Origin of the sequence: Natranaerobius trueperi, assembly GCF_002216005.1 — a bacterium.
GTDB lineage: Bacteria > Bacillota > Natranaerobiia > Natranaerobiales > Natranaerobiaceae > Natranaerobius_A > Natranaerobius_A trueperi.
In genome coordinates, this window is sequence record NZ_NIQC01000003.1 from 42,573 (window position 1) to 60,492 (window position 17,920).

Sequence of the window (17,920 nt, forward strand, 5' to 3'; positions counted from 1 at the left end):
CTGTTAAACCTAGGTGGTGAGTAAAAGTGCAAAGCACAAGAGAGATTAAAAGAAGAATTAAAAGTGTTAATAGTACAAAACAGATCACTCGTGCTATGGAAATGGTATCTGCAGCTAAATTAAGAAAATCTCAACAGCGTGTTGAAAGCAATAGACCTTACGAAGAAAGGATGCGTCAATCTATTCATAGGATTTTATCTCAAGCAAAACTTGTAGACCATCCTTTGATGAGAGATCCTAAACAAGATTTACCAACTGCGCATATTATTATCGCAGCTGATCGTGGATTATGTGGTGGTTATAATGTCAATGTTTCAAAAGAAGCAGCAAGTAAAATAGGTGAACAAAAAGAAGATACTAAGATAATTGCAGTCGGTAAATATGCTAGAGATTATTTTAAGAAACGTGATTATCAAGTTGTATCGGAATATGTTGATATTGATGACTATCCTTCGTTTGATCGGGCTAAGAGTATAGCAGAAGCTGTTGAGCAAATGTTTTATGACGGAGTTGTTGGTGAAGTTTATTTAACTTTTTCCGAATTTAAAAATGCCATGGTACAAACACCAGTAACAAGAAAAGTTTTACCAATGAGTTCAGAACTATTTGGTACTGGTGATGAGAGCAATGATGAAGCCAAAGCTTCTTTTGAAACGGGAGAAATGGCAGGGTTAGAAGATCAAATATATAAATTTGAACCCTCTCCCGGCGTCGTTTTGGGTGGCTTATTATCTAGTTATCTAAAAAGCTCATTGTTCAGAGCATTATTAGAAGCTAAAGCTTCTGAACAAGGTGCAAGAATGACAGCCATGAAAAGTGCCACAGACAACGCGGATGATATGATTGAAGATCTAACTTTAACTTATAATAAAGCTCGTCAAGGTGCTATTACTCAAGAAATACTAGAAGTTGTCAGTGGAGCCCAAGCATTAGAGTAGATTGGTAATAAAGGGAGGTAATAATAGCATGAATGTCGGGAAGGTACAACAAATTATAGGTCCTGCGGTTGACATTGAGTTTGAAAAGGGAAAACTTCCCGAATTATATAACGCTGTTACCATAAAAGCGGGACTAAATGAACGGGGAGAACCCGTTAGTTATGAAGAAGGTCAAAATCAAATTGATTTAACTTTAGAGGTTGTTCAGCATTTAGGAGATGAAGTTGTTCGTTGTGTTGCTATGGGTTCAACAGATGGTATTGTACGTGGAATGCAAGCACATGACACTGGTGAACCTATTAAGGTTCCAGTTGGAGAACCAACATTAGGACGTGTTTTCAATATTTTAGGTGATCCAATAGACGGCAGAGAAGCTGTTGAAGGTGAAGATCAATATCCTATACACAGACCTTCTCCTAAATTTGAAGATCAAGAAACTTCAACTGAAATATTAGAAACAGGGATAAAAGTGTTAGACTTATTAGTTCCATATTCTCGTGGTGGAAAAATCGGACTCTTTGGTGGAGCTGGTGTTGGAAAAACAGTTTTAATTATGGAGCTAATACGAAATATTGCACAAGAACACGGAGGTTATTCAGTATTTTCAGGTGTTGGTGAAAGAACACGTGAAGGTAATGATTTATGGCTAGAGATGAGTGAATCAGGAGTTATTGATAAAACAGCACTAGTATTTGGTCAGATGAACGAACCTCCTGGTGCAAGAATGCGTATTGGTCTAACTGGCCTTACAATGGCAGAATATTTTAGAGACCAAGCAGGTCAGGATGTACTTTTATTTATTGATAACATATTTAGATTTACACAGGCAGGACAGGAAGTTTCAGCTTTGTTAGGTAGAATGCCTTCAGCTGTTGGTTATCAACCTACACTACAAACTGAAATGGGTCAGCTACAAGAACGTATTACATCAACTAAAAAAGGATCAATCACTTCGATTCAGGCTATTTATGTTCCTGCTGACGACCCAACTGATCCGGCACCTGCAACAACGTTTGCACACTTAGATGCGAGTACTTACTTAGAAAGGTCTATTGCTGAGCAAGGTATATACCCAGCAGTTGACCCGTTAGCATCTAGTTCAAGAATATTAGATCCACAAGTACTTGGTGAAGAGCATTACAATGTAGCAAGAGGAGTGCAGCAAGTACTACAGCGTTACAAAGAACTACAGGATATTATTGCAATTCTAGGTATGGATGAATTGTCTGATGAAGATAAATTAACTGTTACTAGAGCACGTAAAATTCAAAGATTCTTGAGTCAACCATTCTTTGTTGCTGAACAGTTTACAGGTATGTCCGGTAAGTATGTTCAGGTTAAAGAAACTGTTCGAGGATTTAAAGAAATCTTAGATGGAAAGCATGATGACCTTCCTGAGAACGCCTTCTACATGGTTGGTACTATTGAAGAAGCTCTTGAGAAGGCAGAAAATATGGATGATTAAGGTCTTTTCCGGGGAAAGGGTGTGATATTGTATGGCTAAAAACGAGTTTTTATTAGAGATTGTCACTCCGGAACGAGTAGTGTACTCAGACCAAATTGAGTCTGTTGATGCTTATGCAGAAGATGGCAGACTTGGAATTAGACATGATCATAGGCCAATTGTAACTAAATTAAAAATAGCACCTTTTAATTTTAGAAAACCTGAGGGTGAGACTGAAACAGTAGCCATTAGTGGTTCAGGCTATTTAGAAGTCACCCCGGAAAAAGTTACTGTCCTATGTCAAACTGCAGAATTATCAAATGAAATTGACGTGGAGCGTGCAAAAGCAGCTAAAAAAAGAGCAGAAGAGCGGTTAAATAAAGAAAACACGGATTTTACACGGGCACAGGCGAGTTTAAAACGAGCTATTGCACGTATAAATGCTGCAGATAGAACAGATGAGGATAAATAGTTTAGTAAAGCCCTTGCGATATTCGCAAGGGCTTTATATATATAATTTATTACAATAATAATCCTAATTGTAATATTAAATTGAACTAGTTTTCTACTGAAATATAAGTAATTTTACTTAATATTAAAAATACTAATATAGTGCTAAAGACTAGTTCATATATTCTTTTGAGAGTATCATTTGTTTGGGTTATTGTAGTTCTTTTACGTTAGCGTTTGATGCTCTATTTAAAATTTTAACGATAGTGTAGTGATTCAATTTTTCTCGCTCGAAATCATTTAAGTGTTTATTCTTGTGGGAAATTGGTGTATCATTAAAATGATCCATAGTGTGTACCTTTCTGTAATTAGTTATTGAGGTGATTTAATTGTATTACAGTTAGGTCCACTATGGAGTTTTTATTTAGTTCAATTTGATTTTATAATTAAGCGTATAATAGTAATTAAAAAATATATAAAAGAGAATTATATAAATGGAGGTGTTAATAGTGTCAGAACAAAATGATAAAAATCTTTCCTCAAAATCTGAACTAGAGCGGAAAATATTTGCTGGGGTACACGGATCACCAGAACTTAAAAAGGATGAAAAAAATCGTCACTTAGGTGAATTTAAAGAACGAGTTATAAAAGCTTTAACTTTTGATCAAGTCCAAGAACAAGGGACATATCCGGAGATTAATGAGGCTATAAAGCACCCAAAGGCAAAACGTTTAATTATAAGTAGAAAAGTTGATTTAGACTATGCAAGAGACTATATAAAATTAGCAAGGGAGCAAGGGTTAAATTTTACTACCGTAGACGACCCAGACTTTGTAGGACCGATTGGTTTAGTTGTAGTTAGTGATGATGCATTCGATAATAATGAAATATATGTACAGACAAGAAAGGATAAATTATTAGAAAAAGGATTATCTGAAGAATTAATAGATGCTAAAGAGGAATATATATGTAGTGATTGTATCAAAGAATTAGAAGAAAAAGCGCCAGAGGAGCTATCTAATTATAAAAAGATCTCTTTTCTAGATAAAATGTTAGGTAGAGAGTGTATTTCATGTAATAATTAAAATTTTTTTAAAAAATTTTTAATTCCCCTGAATAACTAATGAAAAAGATGTCAATACTTATAAATTAGGAGAGTAATGTCTTAATAATATTAGATCGGGGGGATATAATTTGAGTAAGGTACGTTCATTAAATACCTTAACAATTCCTTTATTAGCTGTTTGTATAACTTTATTTTTATTGTACACTTCAATGGATGAATCGATAAGAGCTGAAGAAAACCTTGAAGAAGATGTAACTTACTTAAAAAACATTGTTGATGATATGGATGGTGAAATAGAGCTTGGTGAACTCACAGGACATGCCATAGAGAGTAAATATCTATCATTTGATGAAATGGAACAAGTATTACAATCTGTAATGAACGAATTAGCTGTTTCGAATTTATTTTCAGAAGAATATACTATTGATAAGTCAAAAAATCATAATATCAAAACAGCTAGAGTAGTTCTTAATAATGATGAATGTGAGTTACATGTTTCTATACAAAGTATAGCTAATAAAGATATATTATTAGATGCACAAACTCATATTGTAATTAATATAACTGATAAAACAGATGAATTAGAAATAATTAATGACTACCACAAGAGAATCAGAAGTGTATTTTCAATTTTGGGTGCAGAAGGAGAAATTACCACTTGCCTTTCAGGTTTTTTAAGTGATAAACTAACTAAAGATGAGAAGAGAAATCTCTTGGGTGAAAAAATTGACAAACGTGATATTGTAAATGAACGAAGTTTTGAAAATAGTAATGTAGTTAAAAAATCAGGTTATAGTAGTAAAATTGAAAACCTTATAATGGTTGATGATAAAAAACAGAACATTAGTTTAGTCTTATCTGATGATAAGATCAAAGGTAAGACTGCTTTCCGTGTGGCTACACCTTTAGTGAATTCAGATTATTAAAGTTAAGAAATTAACAGATATTGAAGGATTTTAGTCTTCACAAGTCGAATGGAAATAACAGTCTATTGATCCTGTAGGATCCCAAAAATAATTTTTGATAATATGTTTTTTTATTTAACAATTGTTGTATCCTAATAATAGAGAATAGTAATGGGAGGAATTTAACATTGGATAAAATAAATGTTGTAGGTGGCAATCGTCTAAAGGGTTCTATTCGAGTAAACGGAGCAAAAAATGCCTCTCTTCCCATATTGGCTGCGTCGTTACTAGCAAGTGAATCAGTTACCGTTAGAGAAGTACCACCGCTCAAAGATATTATAACTATGTGTGAAGTTTTGTCACATTTGGGTTGTGATGTTAAGGATAATTCTCCAGACGAAATTTTTATAGATACTAGTAATCTTTCTAAAATTGAAGCACCATATGAACTAATGAGAAAAATGCGAGCATCTTTTTTGGTGATGGGACCTTTACTTGCAAAAAAAGGTAAGGCTAGAATTTCTATGCCAGGAGGATGTGCTATTGGGAGCCGTCCTATTGATTTACACTTAAAAGGGTTTTCTGCTCTAGGTGCTGATGTTACTTTCGGCCATGGATATGTAGAGGCTAAAGCTGATAAGTTGGTTGGAGATAGAATATACTTAGATTTCCCGAGTGTTGGTGCCACTGAAAATATTATGATGGCAGCAACTTTAGCTGAAGGTACTACAGTGATTGAAAGTGCAGCAGAAGAGCCAGAAATAGTTGACTTGGCAAACTTTTTAAATCAAATGGGAGCAAAGATAGTTGGAGCTGGTACTGATACTATAAAGATAGAAGGTGTCAAAGAGCTTAAAGGTACTGATCATACAGTAATACCAGATAGAATTGAAGCTGGTACATTTATGGTAGCCGCGGCTATAACAGGTGGAGAGGTACTAGTTGAAAACGTTATTTCTGATCATATCAGACCTGTAATACGCAAAATGGAAGAAACTGGTGTAAAAGTAGAAGAGCAAGATAATGGACTATTAGTTGTTAGTAAGGGAGAACTTTCACCTATTAAACTTAAAACTATGCCTTTCCCTGGATTTCCTACAGATATGCAACCCCAGATGATGGCATTAATGACTAGAATATCTGGTGAAAGCACTGTTACTGAAACAGTGTTTGAAAACCGTTTTAAGCATGTTGATGAGTTATTAAGAATGAATGCAGACATAACAATAGAAGGGCGTGCAGCGCAAATTAAGGGAGGCAAAGTACTAACAGGAGCTCCTGTTAAAGCAACAGACCTTCGTGCTGGAGCAAGTTTGATTTTAGCAGGATTGATTGCTGAAGGTACAACAGAAGTTTCTGAAATCTATCATATCGAGCGAGGTTATTATAGATTAGTAGAAAGGTTAAGAGGTATCGGAGCTAATATTTGGCGTAACGAAGATCATCTAACAACTGTTGCTAGTAGTTAAAAAAATATTTTAAAATACCCACTGATTTTAATCAGTGGGTATTTTTTTTTATTATCAACCATAATTATAGAACTAGTAACCATAAGGTAAAGGTGGTCTAAAATGGACAGGAGATTACTCTATGAATTTAAAAGTATTTTGAAGGTTTCTGGTATGGTTGGGACTAGTATAATAATTATAGCTGGAATTATAGGAGGTGTTAGTTTCTATTTGTTAGCTCCATCTGAAGTAGAAGAATCCACACCTCCTGAAGAACTATTTCCTATAAAAACAGAAGAAGATCTAACTGTTAGAGTTTATTTTCATGAAAAGGATCAAGTAAAAGAAAAAAATCTAGAAGATTATTTAGTGGGTGTAGTTATTTCAGAAGTTCCCCCGAACTTTAATAAAGAAGCCATAAAAGCACAAGCAGTAGTTGCTAGAAGCTATACTTATTCTAGGTTAGAAAAACGTGGGGGACCTGGATGTAACAATCATGAAAATGCTGATATTTGTACAAATCCAGATCATTGTCAAGCACATTACAGTGAAAGTGAAGTAAATTCAATATATGGAGACAAAAGTGAAAAATATTATAACATAGTTTCGAACGCAGTATCCGAAACTATGGGGGAGATAGTCACTTATAATAGAAAACCAATTCCAGAAGCACCGTATCATTCTACTTGTGGTGGTACAACAGAGACAGCTGGTGAAGTTTGGCAAACAGATATGCCTTATTTAGAAAATGTTGAATGTAACTATTGTAATCATTCTTCGCATTTTGAAAGTGAGACTACTATACCTTTTGAAGAGATTGAACAAGTGATGTCAAGAGAGGGAGTACAAGTTCCTGTTCTGGCAGATAATCCACCGGATCTAACTGTAACAGAGAGGTCGAAGATAGGAAGAGTCAAAACTGTAAATTTAATGGGAAATGAATTTAGTGGAAGGCAAATAAGACAAATGTTTGATCTACGATCTACAGACTTTGACTGGGAAACAAGTGGTGACTCTGTAAGTGTTACGACAAGAGGATTTGGTCATGGTGTTGGACTTTGTCAGTATGGTGCAGATGGTATGGGAAAGGCAGGTTATAATTATCGCGATATTATTAGACAATACTTTACTGAAATCGAATTTGGTCAAATATCCAAGTAAGCCCTAAATGGGCTTATTTTTTTATGTAAAAATACATATTTTGGACTAGCCGTGGGAAAAATGTTTAGTGGAGGTGATAAAAATTGCAATCAAACAGAATAAAACGACTTATTAGTAAGTATCTATCATTAGTAGGAAGTAAGTTAAATGTAGTGGGACAAAATATACAAGCAGCAATTTTTAAACTTGGTGCTAAATTAAGAAAGATACCCAAAAAAGCATTTATAATAGGATCTTATGTTTTGGTTATTATTTTTCTGAGTGGATTTATATTATTTAGGTTCGATTATTCAACAAATACCCCTGAAGCGCAAGAATATACTGAAGAGTCTCAAGTTATTGATATGCAAGAAATTTTTGATGAGTTAGAAGAAAGAGAAGAGGAATCATCGCTAGACAATGAGGTAGAAAAGACTCTAGATATTGAAGAAGAAAAAAAGACTTTAGACGGAGAAGCAGACGAAGTATCTACTGAAAAAAAAGATGAAAAAGAAAGTGAAAAGGTAGCTTCACCTGAAGAAATGCCAGAAAGCATATGGCCAATTGAAGGTGAAATCATCACTTCTCATGAGGAATTATATCAAGTGAATAATCAACATCGTTTTCATGATGGGATTGATATAAAAGCACCAAAAGGTACAGATATTGTGGCTGCCTGGGATGGTCAGATAGATAAAGTGAAGGAAAACACAACATATGGATTAAAGCTTAGCGTTTCAGGAGAAGGGTATTCTTATAGTTATGGCAACTTAGAAAGTGTAAAAGTAAATGAAGGTCAAGAAGTAAACCAAGGAGATGTTATAGCGACGGTAGGTACATCTGCAGTATTAGATGCAGCTGAAGGGAGTTATTTACACTTTTCAGTAAGTATAAAGGATGATGCGATAGATCCAGAAAGGGTTCTTCTAGATGATAGTCATTAGTCGTGTAGTCAATACATATAATCATTATCAGAAAGAGATAAGGGGGCGAGGAGATGCAAGATTATATTCAAGAGCGGGTGCTTGAAATAAGTCAATATATTCTCGATACGAAAGCAACCGTACGCCAGGTAGCCAAAAGTTTTGGTGTAAGTAAAAGCACCGTCCATAAAGACATCACTGAAAGACTCCCCTTAATTAGACCTAAAAAAGCTAAGGAAATTAAAGAAATACTAAATCAAAACAAAGCAGAAAGACATATTAGAGGTGGTGAAGCTACAAAACAAAAATATACACAAGAGGACGAATTAGAGGAGTCGGATACATCAAGATTAAAATAAAAAGATCAATAATAAAATAAATCATAAATTTAACAGGAATTAGTGACCCCGATGTCGAAGATTAAAGCGATAAATATATTAAATGTATTTCGTATTTTATTTTGAAATTGTGGGAGGATCTAATATGCTCGGTTTTAACTCTGACATCGGGGTTGATTTAGGAACAGCAACGGTGCTAATTTATCGTAAAAAAAATGGGGTAGTTCTAAAAGAACCATCAGTTGTTGCTGTGAATCAAGACAGTGGCAAAGTTTTAGCTGTAGGACAAGAAGCTTATAACATGATTGGACGTACTCCAGGAAATATAGTAGCTATACGTCCAATGAGAGAAGGCGTAATAGCAGATTTTACTGTCACTGAAGTTATGCTAAAAAACTTTATACAGCGAGCAAGTAAGAAAAAATTAATGTTAAAGCCAAGAATAATGGTGTGTGTACCAGCAGGAATAACATCTGTAGAGCAACGGGCTGTTTTAGAGGCCGCGACTCGTGCAGGAGGAAAACAAACCTTCTTAATTGAAGAACCCCGGGCTGCTGCTCTAGGCGCTAATTTAGATATCTTTGAACCTAGTGGTAGTATGGTAGTTGACATTGGTGGTGGTACCACTGATGTAGCTGTCCTTAGTTTAGGTGATATTGTAACAAGTTCTTCACTACGGGTAGGTGGGGATAAATTTGATGAGTCAATAGTACAGTTTATCAAAAACTCTCATAATTTAATTATTGGAGAGCGTACAGCAGAGGAGATAAAAAAACAGATTGGTACAGCTCATCCTCAAGCTAAATCAGAGACCATGGAAGTTCGTGGAAGGAATCAAGTATCAGGGTTACCACAGAATATTGTTATCAACTCAGATGAAGTTTATGAAGCTCTTCGCGAACCGGTTACTAATATTATTGATTGTATTAAACAAGTATTAGAACAAACACCTCCAGAACTTTCTGCAGATATTATGGATAAAGGTATTGTTATAACTGGTGGAGGTGCACTTCTTAATGGATTAGACAAGCTCCTACAAGAAGAAGTGGATACTCCTGTATTTATTCCAGAAGATCCAATAGGATCTGTAGCAGAGGGTACAGGTAAGGCTTTAGAATACCTGGACAAGCTTGAGAGTTCATTGATGAGTAGTAAGAATCTCTCAAAAGGTAGGAGATAGGGGTGAGCTTATGTTACGTGGACTGTATACTTCAGCATCAGGGATGTTAACAGAGCAAAGAGTGCAAGAAATGCGTTCAAATAATATTGCAAATACTGATACTACAGCGTTTAAGAAGGATATGTCAGTTAAAAGTAGTTTCTCTGAAATGATGTTAAGTCGGATAAATGACCCCAAACAACTAGGCCCCGAAGGTCCTGAAGTGGATTTGCGTCCCGAAATAGGAGAGCTTGGGACAGGGGTAGTTCTAGAGGAGGTAGTTAATGACTTTTCTCAAGGAACTCTAAAAGAAACAGATAATCCCTTAGATATTGCTCTTGATGGAGCAGGTTTTTTTGTAGTACAAGGTCCTGATGAAAAAGTACTCTTTTCTAGAAATGGTAGTTTTACACAAGCACCAGATGGTAGCTTAGTTAATCAACAAGGTTATCCAGTTTTAGGGTCAGAAGGGTTGATCCAACTTTCAGATCAAGATAATATTACAATAAGCAGTGATGGAAGTATTTATCAAGACGAAGAATTAGTAGATAACTTAATAGTAGCTGATTTTGAAGAGCCGCAGGGTTTGTCAAGATTTGGTGAAAACTTATTAGAACAGACTGAAGAATCGGGAGAACCACAGCAAGCTAATATGGAGAAAGTATCAGTAAAGCAGGGTTATTTAGAAGGTTCTAATGTCAGTGCAGTGAAAGAAATGACAGGTATGATTGAAGCTTTACGAGCTTATGAATCTAATCAAAGGGCTGTCCAAGGACATGATGAAACTCTTGAGCGTGCAGTTAATGAATTGGGGAGGCCAGCTAATTAACTACAATATTTCTTGGATGTAAGTTAGGAGGTATTTTTTATGAATCGGTCCCTTTGGACTGCTGCATCAGGTATGAATTCACAACAAAAAAATATGGATGTTGTTTCAAATAACTTAGCAAATGTAAATACAACAGGTTTTCAAAAAAGCAGAGCTGAGTTTGAAGATTTAATGTATTCTACACTTGAACGTCCAGAGGCTCCTGCTAGAGGAGAGCGAACAACACCTGCTGGAATTCAGCTAGGACACGGTTCTAAAGTTTCAGCTACCTTAAAAGATTTTTCGATGGGTAGTATGATAGAAACAGGTCAAGAGTTTGATCTAGCTATACAAGGTGATGGTTTCTTTATGTTAGAGGATCCTAATGGAGAACAACAATTTACTCGTGATGGATCTTTTAAAATAGATGCTGAAGGAAACTTAGTTACTTCCGATGGAACTGAAGTGACTAGCTTTGACGGCATCATAGATGAGGAGCATTCAAACATTTCTATAAACTCTGAAGGGGTTGTAACGGCTGTTTTAGAAGATGGTGAAACTGAGGAAATTGGACAGTTCACATTAGCTAACTTTAATAATCCTGCTGGATTAAAAGCTATCGGAGGTAATAAATATCAAGCCACAGGGGCTTCAGGTATACCTCAAGAGCAATTACCAGGTGAAATGCAGGTAGGTCAATTAAAACAGGGGTACTTAGAAGGGTCAAATGTTAATATCGCTGACGAAATGGTTAATATGATCACTGCACAGAGAGCATATGAAACAAACTCAAAATCTATACAAAGCACAGATGAGATGATGAGTATCGCAAATCAACTAAAAAGGTAGATTGTTACGAGGAGGATTGTCATGAAAATCGGTGAATCACTGCCTGGTATTGATAATCAAGGGGCAATAACTAGACAACAAGGTCTTAGTCAAGATTTAGATCAATTTAGCCTAGAGCTAGAAAAAGCAGCACAAGAAAGTGATCATAAACTAAAAAAAGCAGCTAAACAGTTTGAAGCAATGTTTGTCTCACAGATGATAGAGTCTATGAGAAAGACTATACCAGAATCTGATCTTTTAGATGGTGGATTTGCAGAAGATACTTATGAAGAAATGTTAGATCAGGCTTATTCTGAAAAAATCGCAGATACTAAAGGACTAGGGCTAGCTGATAAGATATATAAGCAGTTTACTTCTGAAAAAGCAGGACTTTCCCCTGAACATGCTATCGATGTTAAAGAATAACTATATAAAAAGCTCGCACTCCACCCATAAGTAAATAGATGGAAATAGTGCGAGTTTTTTATATGATTATAAAAGATGACCTAAGAAAATATTAGTTAATGTGAAGTATATAAATAGTCCGGAAATATCTTTTATTGTTGTTAAGAAAGGATCGGAGCCAGCAGCCTGATCTAAACCTAACTTAACTAAGATAAATGGAATTAAAAATCCTAAAGCGGTCGCTATAGTAACAGTTAAGCCTAGTGATAAACCTACAACTAGACCTATCCCTTCAATTGGTTGCCAGAACTCAGCAATAAAACCTGCTGCTATTCCTAATAGTGCTCCCATACTAATTCCTACACCGATCTCTTTAACCCAATGTTGCAAAAAACATTTAGGGTTAATATGACCTAAAACTAGTGATCTTGTAAAAATTGTGGAAGATTGAGTTCCTACATTTCCACCCATATCCATTATAACAGGTATAAAAAACGCTAAAGGAGCTATAGCATCTAGAGTCTCTTCATACGCTTCCATAACAACACCAGCAAGTAAACCACCAATTAAAGTTATTAATAGGAATGGTAGTCTGACTTGCCAGATTTGTGGTAAACTACCTTCTAATAATCTAAGGCTTCTTCCAGTTTCCTCTTGTGCTAAGGGTGTAAGCCCTACCCTTTCAAATAAGTCTTCAGTATTTTCTTCTTCTAAGATATCCATAGCATCATCTACAGTTATTATTCCAACAAGTCGTTCTTCTTTATCTACCGCTGGTATAGAAAGTAGATCTCTATCCTTTAAAATCCGTGAAGCCTCTTCCTGGTCGGTATTTGTATATACATAAGTTGTTTCTGAATTGACTATTTCTGCAACCTTATGGTCAGAGGGAGTCATAACTAAATCTCGAAGAGAAACAACACCTTCTAGCTTTCTGTTATTATTAGTTACATATATAGTGTAAATGGTTTCTTTATTTTCACCTTTAGATTTAATTTTTTCTAAAGCGTCTTGAATTGTTTGATCCTTTTTTATACTGACAAACTCAGGTGTCATTATCCTTCCTGCTGTTCCTTTAGTGTAGCCAAGTAGCTCGGATATTTCAGCTCTATCTTCTTTTGGTAGTGAAGACATTAATTTATTAGCTATTTTTGCTGGAAGCTCATCTAAAAGTTTAGCTTGATCGTCTGGATCTAACTCAGTAAATACTTCTGTCGCATTCTTTTCTTGAAATGATTCTATAACACTTTGCTGAATTGTTACATCTAATAATTCAAAGACCTCAATTGCTCTATCTTTATCTAACAATCTAAATATAAGTGCTCGCTGTTCACCAGTTAACTCTTTAAAAAGTTGAACTAAATCGTGCATATCAGTTTCCATTAACAGTTTTTTCAAATTCTCCATGTTTTTGTTTTCAAGATAATTTTGAACAGTTTCAAGAATCGGCATATTATCTCCTCCTGAACTAAATTTTTATTGATATTTGTACTCGAACTATACATCAGCGGAACATCACTTTTAGTATTCAACTAACCACCTCCCTATAATACTTAATAAACAAAAAAACGACCCACGAGGAGTCGTTTATTACGGCATAGAAATGCAGAAAATAATACACACTCCTCGTAACCAAGCTTTGGCACTGGATGACGTAGATCCAAAATTCAGGATCAGCTGCGTTAGACATCCCTTAAGCCGGGATTGTCTGTTATACCCATTGGCGTCTCTCGACGTTTTTGGGCAGCAGCCTATTTTCAACCAGGAGCCTCACCTAACGAGTTAAGCATTTAATTATAAAATCGTTTTTTTTCAATTACATGCCAATAGTATCATTAAAATAAAACTATTGTCAACATGTCACTAACATAAAAATATGATAGCCAGGTTAACTTAGAACTTGAACCAGTATTAGATAATTATAATTGAGGTGAGAAAATTGACTCTTCCCCGGCTGTCTGTAACACGACCAATAGCAACTATTATGATATTAATTGGTGTATTAATATTAGGAACCATAGTATACCCACGTATGCCACTAAACTTACTACCTGAAATGAACTATCCTATGATGGTAGTAGTCACACAGTATCCAGAGGCTTCACCAGTGGAGATTGAAAATCAAGTTACCAGGCCAATGGAAGAGGTGGTAGGAACGACTTCTAATGTAGAAAATATAACTTCACGTTCATATGAAGAAATGTCTATGATAATGGTTGAATTTTCTTGGGGTACAGATATGGATTTTGCTTCACTAGAGCTTAGAGAACGTGTAGATATGGTCAGAGACAAAATTCCAAATAGTGTAGAATCACCTCAGGTAGTTAAAGCAGATCCTTCTATGATGCCAGTTATGTTTATCAGTGTTGGTTGTAGTAGAGAAGACCAAAATTTAGAAAGTTTAGAGGATTTGATTTCAGGCCCTGTGAAAAACAGAATTGAGCGTATAGAAGGCGTGTCATCTGTAGATTTATCGGGTGATGGAAAACGGCAAATAAGAGTAGACCTGTTAAAGGATGAAATGAAAAACTATAATATTTCAAATGAAGAAGTTACATCTAGTCTACAAGGGCAGAATGTAAACGTTCCAGGGGGTAGACTGATCGAAGATGATGAAGAATTGCTAGTAAGATCTGTTGCAGAGTTTGAGGATATTAATGATCTTAAAAACACTGTTGTAGGTCTAAATATGACTGAAAATATGTCTAATGAGTTAGAACAAAATGTTCTATTAGAAAATACTAGAATGAATCCAATATATTTAGAAGATGTTGCTGAAATTAAAGATATTTATCAAACAGATAGCATAGTACGTTTGAATGGAGAACCTGCACTAGGGTTAATTATTCAAAAAAAGGCAGATGCTAATACTGTACAAGTAACAAGGGCTGTAGACCAAGAAATCAAACAATTAGAAGAGGAATATGAAAATATTTCTATAGTTCCAACTTGGAACCAAGGTAGTTTTGTAGAGGAAGCTTTAGGAATTGTTCGAAACAATGCTATAATTGGCGGGTTATTAGCTTGTTTAGTACTATTGACTTTTTTAAGGAATATAAGAAGTACTTTAATTGTAGCTATAAGTATACCTGCATCTATTTTAGCAACATTTCCATTAGCTTACTTTTCTGGTTTAACTTTAAATATTATGACTTTATCAGGTCTTGCGTTAGGGATCGGAATGCTAGTGGATAATTCAGTGGTAGTTTTAGAAAATATATATCGGCATATCGAAGAGGGTTCTTCTGTTAAACAGTCTGCTATAAAAGGGACAGAAGAAGTTGCAGCACCTATTATAGCATCCACTTTAACAACAATAGCTGTATTTTTCCCGGTTTTATTATTAGAGGATTTAGCTGGGCGGATTTTTAGGGAGTTATCCTTTATGGTGATTTTTTCTTTATTACTATCTCTTTTAACTGCACTGACTATTGTACCAGTTCTAGCAACCTATTTAATAGTAGGTGATGTAACAAAAGTTCCTACCATGGAAGGTTTAAAAGAAACCTATAAAAAAAGCTTAGCATTATTAAAAATAAAATCTAAAATTATCATAACCTCTGCTCTAGTTTTAATGGTATTAGCTGGTTTATTAGTTCCTTCGCTAGGTGGTGAATTTTTACCACCCATTAGTCGTACTGAATTTACTGTTAATGTTAAGTTACCACCAGGAACACATATTGATACTACAGAAGAAGTGGTCTCTGACGTTGAAGAGTACCTTGATAGATTTTCTGAAGTGGATTCAGTTTACTCTACAATAGGTGAGAGAGCAAGAGAAAGAGAAGGAGCAGGGTATACTCGGCGAGAACCACATAGAGGTGAACTTATGGTTATTTTGTCTGAAGATATTCAAGAGGAGTTAACAGAGAAAATAGAAAATGAGTTTTCAGATCATGAAACAGCGTCTGTTAGTGTTCAAGATATAGATGGTGACCTTGAAATGGGAGGGAGCTCTATTGAGGTTCAACTTTCAGGTCCTGATTTAGATGTTTTGAAAGAGCAATCATCAAAGATCGCGAGTGAAATTGGTGAAATTGACAGTTTATCAAATATCAGTAGAAACATAAGAACACCACGACCCGAAGTCCAAGTCAGGCCAGACAGGGAATTGTCAATGAAAAAAGGGTTATCTCCTTTAGCATTATCAAAATATATTGAAATGAACTTGACGGGGAGTACAACGACTTATTTTCGAGAAGATGGTGAAGAGATACCAATTAATGTTGGATATTTTACTGATGGTCCGGAAAGTGTTGATGAATTAAGAAATCTCAACCTACCAAAAAACAAAGATACTCAGGTTAGTGCACCTATGGACCCAAGTAAACAGGAAGAACAACTTTTACAAGGAGTAGCGAAACTAGAAGAAGGTCCGGGACCTTCAGTTATTAACAGACAAGACGGAGAAAGATATGTTACCATAACAGCAGATACTGAACAACGTGATGTTCGAGGTGCTGTCAGTGAAGTACAAAATCAAATAGCAGAGCTTGATCTTCCAGATGGCTATAGAATTGCTTATACGGGTGCCTATGAAGATATGTGGTCTTCTTACAGGGAGCTTGGAACTGCTCTTTTTCTATCACTTTTACTTGTATATATGGTGATGGCAGGTCAGTTTGAATCTCTAAAATATCCATTGATCATAATGGGTAGTATTCCTTTTTCGTTTGTAGGAGTAATTTTAATGTTAGCTTTATTAAATGATACTTTAAATATCGCATCACTTATGGGAGCTATCATTTTATCTGGATTAGTAGTAAATAATGCTATAGTCCTTCTTGATTATATTACACGTAGAGATGACGCAATTGAAGGAGCGAGTCTTAGACTAAGACCAATTCTAATGACTACTATAACAACTTTATTAGCATTAATACCAATGAGTTTAGCAGGTGGTCCTGGGTCAGAAATACAGAATTCTTTAGCCTTTTCGTTAATAGGGGGACTAATTAGCGCTACTTTTTTAACTCTGTTTTTAATACCGTTAATTTACCAATTAGTTTCTAATAAAACATAAAAATTGACACTTGAGTAACTAGTTGATAGAATGATCTTAAATTAATAAAAAGTAACAGGGGAGCCGATGTGGCTGAGAGTGGGCTATTAAGTCCTGACCCTCAAACCTGATCTGGGTAATGCCAGCGTAGGGAAGTCATTTGAAGTGTGGATACGTGTGTAAACCTTTACCTGGATGGGTAAAGGTTTTGTTTGTTATTATTCGGCTGTCCCTGTAACCGGGGAGGGGAAATAATGAGTAAAGAAGTAGTTCTAACAGTAGCGGGATCTGATTCTGGTGGCGGTGCAGGTATTCAAGCTGATTTAAAAACTTTTCAGTCATTAGGTGTATTTGGAACATCAGCTATAACAGCAGTTACTGCACAAAATACTAGTAGAGTAATGGATGTAAAGAGTCTAGAAGGTGATTTCGTATCTTCACAAATTGATGCAGTAGCCAACGATATGAATATAACTGCTTTAAAGACTGGGATGCTTGCAAATGAAGAAAATGTTCATATAGTTTCGAAAAAGATTACACAATATAATTTTAGTTGGTGTGTCATTGATCCAGTGTTAGTTGCTACTAGTGGGGATGTATTATTAACACAAAGAGCATTAGAAACTGTTAAGGAACAACTTGTTCCCAAATGCGATATAATAACTCCTAACTTACCAGAAACAGAAATATTAACAGGAATTAAGATAAATGGATATAATGATATTGAGAAAGCAGCGATGATGTTACGTGGTCAAGGTGCGGGTTCTGTATTAATCAAAGGTGGTCATGGTAAAGGTGAAGCTGTAGATTATTTATTCTATGATCAAGGGATGATTAAATTAACAGCAACTCGAATAGGAGTTGGAAGTTTACATGGAACAGGATGTACTTTGTCAGCTGCTATTTGTGCTTATTTAGGTCAAGGATATGAACTGATATCATCTGTTGATAAAGCAAAAAAATATATTACTAAAGCAATTAAAAATAGCTTCGTTGTTGGAGAGGGGTCTAGAGTATTAAGCCATTAATAAAAATGTAATGGTTATTAATGTATTGGGGTGAATTT

At 35.3% G+C, this 17,920-nt stretch carries 16 protein-coding genes and 2 riboswitches; of the genes, 15 read left to right on the top strand and 1 reads right to left on the bottom strand.

What is annotated here, in order from left to right; all coding sequences use genetic code 11:
- Nucleotides 1–26: 26 nt before the first annotated feature.
- The 13 genes from atpG to CDO51_RS02320 all read left to right on the top strand — a co-directional run bounded on the left by atpG (nt 27) and on the right by CDO51_RS02320 (nt 11,873).
- A complete protein-coding gene (gene atpG, locus CDO51_RS02260; protein WP_089022675.1) occupies nt 27–938 on the top strand; it encodes an ATP synthase F1 subunit gamma in 912 nt (303 codons plus the stop codon).
- Between the two features lie 28 nt (nt 939–966).
- Nucleotides 967–2,403, top strand: a complete 1,437-nt coding sequence (gene atpD, locus CDO51_RS02265; protein ID WP_089022676.1) for a F0F1 ATP synthase subunit beta — start codon at nt 967–969, stop codon at nt 2,401–2,403.
- 31 nt (nt 2,404–2,434) lie between these two features.
- Entirely contained in the window at nt 2,435–2,854 is a 420-nt protein-coding gene (gene atpC / locus CDO51_RS02270; protein WP_089022677.1) for an ATP synthase F1 subunit epsilon, read from the top strand.
- 487 nt (nt 2,855–3,341) lie between these two features.
- Complete coding sequence (locus CDO51_RS02275; RefSeq protein WP_240503466.1) at nt 3,342–3,917, top strand: YueI family protein; 576 nt, start codon at nt 3,342–3,344, stop codon at nt 3,915–3,917.
- 109 nt (nt 3,918–4,026) lie between these two features.
- Nucleotides 4,027–4,824 (top strand): YwmB family TATA-box binding protein, encoded by a 798-nt coding sequence (locus CDO51_RS02280; RefSeq protein ID WP_089022678.1) that lies wholly within the window; start codon nt 4,027–4,029, stop codon nt 4,822–4,824.
- A gap of 167 nt (nt 4,825–4,991) precedes the next feature.
- Complete coding sequence (murA, locus tag CDO51_RS02285; RefSeq protein ID WP_089022679.1) at nt 4,992–6,272, top strand: UDP-N-acetylglucosamine 1-carboxyvinyltransferase; 1,281 nt, start codon at nt 4,992–4,994, stop codon at nt 6,270–6,272.
- 102 nt (nt 6,273–6,374) lie between these two features.
- Entirely contained in the window at nt 6,375–7,412 is a 1,038-nt protein-coding gene (gene spoIID, locus CDO51_RS02290; RefSeq protein ID WP_089022680.1) for a stage II sporulation protein D, read from the top strand.
- An 83-nt stretch (nt 7,413–7,495) separates the two neighbouring features.
- The gene (locus tag CDO51_RS02295) at nt 7,496–8,335 is read left to right on the top strand and encodes a M23 family metallopeptidase (protein ID WP_089022681.1); all 840 of its coding nucleotides are present in this window, start codon (nt 7,496–7,498) and stop codon (nt 8,333–8,335) included.
- A gap of 53 nt (nt 8,336–8,388) precedes the next feature.
- Nucleotides 8,389–8,673 (top strand): sporulation transcriptional regulator SpoIIID, encoded by a 285-nt coding sequence (gene spoIIID / locus CDO51_RS02300; RefSeq protein WP_089022682.1) that lies wholly within the window; start codon nt 8,389–8,391, stop codon nt 8,671–8,673.
- 124 nt (nt 8,674–8,797) lie between these two features.
- A complete protein-coding gene (gene mreB, locus CDO51_RS02305) occupies nt 8,798–9,832 on the top strand; it encodes a rod shape-determining protein (RefSeq protein ID WP_089022683.1) in 1,035 nt (344 codons plus the stop codon).
- A 10-nt stretch (nt 9,833–9,842) separates the two neighbouring features.
- Complete coding sequence (flgF, locus tag CDO51_RS02310) at nt 9,843–10,640, top strand: flagellar basal-body rod protein FlgF (protein WP_089022684.1); 798 nt, start codon at nt 9,843–9,845, stop codon at nt 10,638–10,640.
- 39 nt (nt 10,641–10,679) lie between these two features.
- Nucleotides 10,680–11,468, top strand: a complete 789-nt coding sequence (gene flgG / locus CDO51_RS02315) for a flagellar basal-body rod protein FlgG (RefSeq protein WP_089022685.1) — start codon at nt 10,680–10,682, stop codon at nt 11,466–11,468.
- Nucleotides 11,469–11,489: 21 nt separating this feature from the next.
- On the top strand, nt 11,490–11,873 hold the full coding sequence (locus CDO51_RS02320; protein ID WP_089022686.1) for a rod-binding protein: 384 nt from the start codon (nt 11,490–11,492) through the stop codon (nt 11,871–11,873).
- A gap of 66 nt (nt 11,874–11,939) precedes the next feature.
- On the opposite strand, the gene mgtE is transcribed toward CDO51_RS02320, so the two are convergent.
- The gene (gene mgtE / locus CDO51_RS02325) at nt 11,940–13,304 is read right to left on the bottom strand and encodes a magnesium transporter (protein WP_089022687.1); all 1,365 of its coding nucleotides are present in this window, start codon (nt 13,302–13,304) and stop codon (nt 11,940–11,942) included.
- 163 nt (nt 13,305–13,467) lie between these two features.
- A riboswitch (M-box (ykoK) riboswitch) is annotated at nt 13,468–13,641 on the bottom strand.
- Between the two features lie 141 nt (nt 13,642–13,782).
- Between mgtE and CDO51_RS02330 the strand changes: the two genes are divergently transcribed.
- Together CDO51_RS02330 and thiD are read left to right on the top strand one after the other, a co-directional pair.
- On the top strand, nt 13,783–16,875 hold the full coding sequence (locus tag CDO51_RS02330; protein ID WP_158212278.1) for an efflux RND transporter permease subunit: 3,093 nt from the start codon (nt 13,783–13,785) through the stop codon (nt 16,873–16,875).
- A 46-nt stretch (nt 16,876–16,921) separates the two neighbouring features.
- Nucleotides 16,922–17,026: riboswitch (TPP riboswitch) on the top strand.
- Nucleotides 17,027–17,108: 82 nt separating this feature from the next.
- A complete protein-coding gene (gene thiD, locus CDO51_RS02335; protein WP_089022689.1) occupies nt 17,109–17,882 on the top strand; it encodes a bifunctional hydroxymethylpyrimidine kinase/phosphomethylpyrimidine kinase in 774 nt (257 codons plus the stop codon).
- The last annotated feature ends 38 nt before the right edge of the window (nt 17,883–17,920 follow it).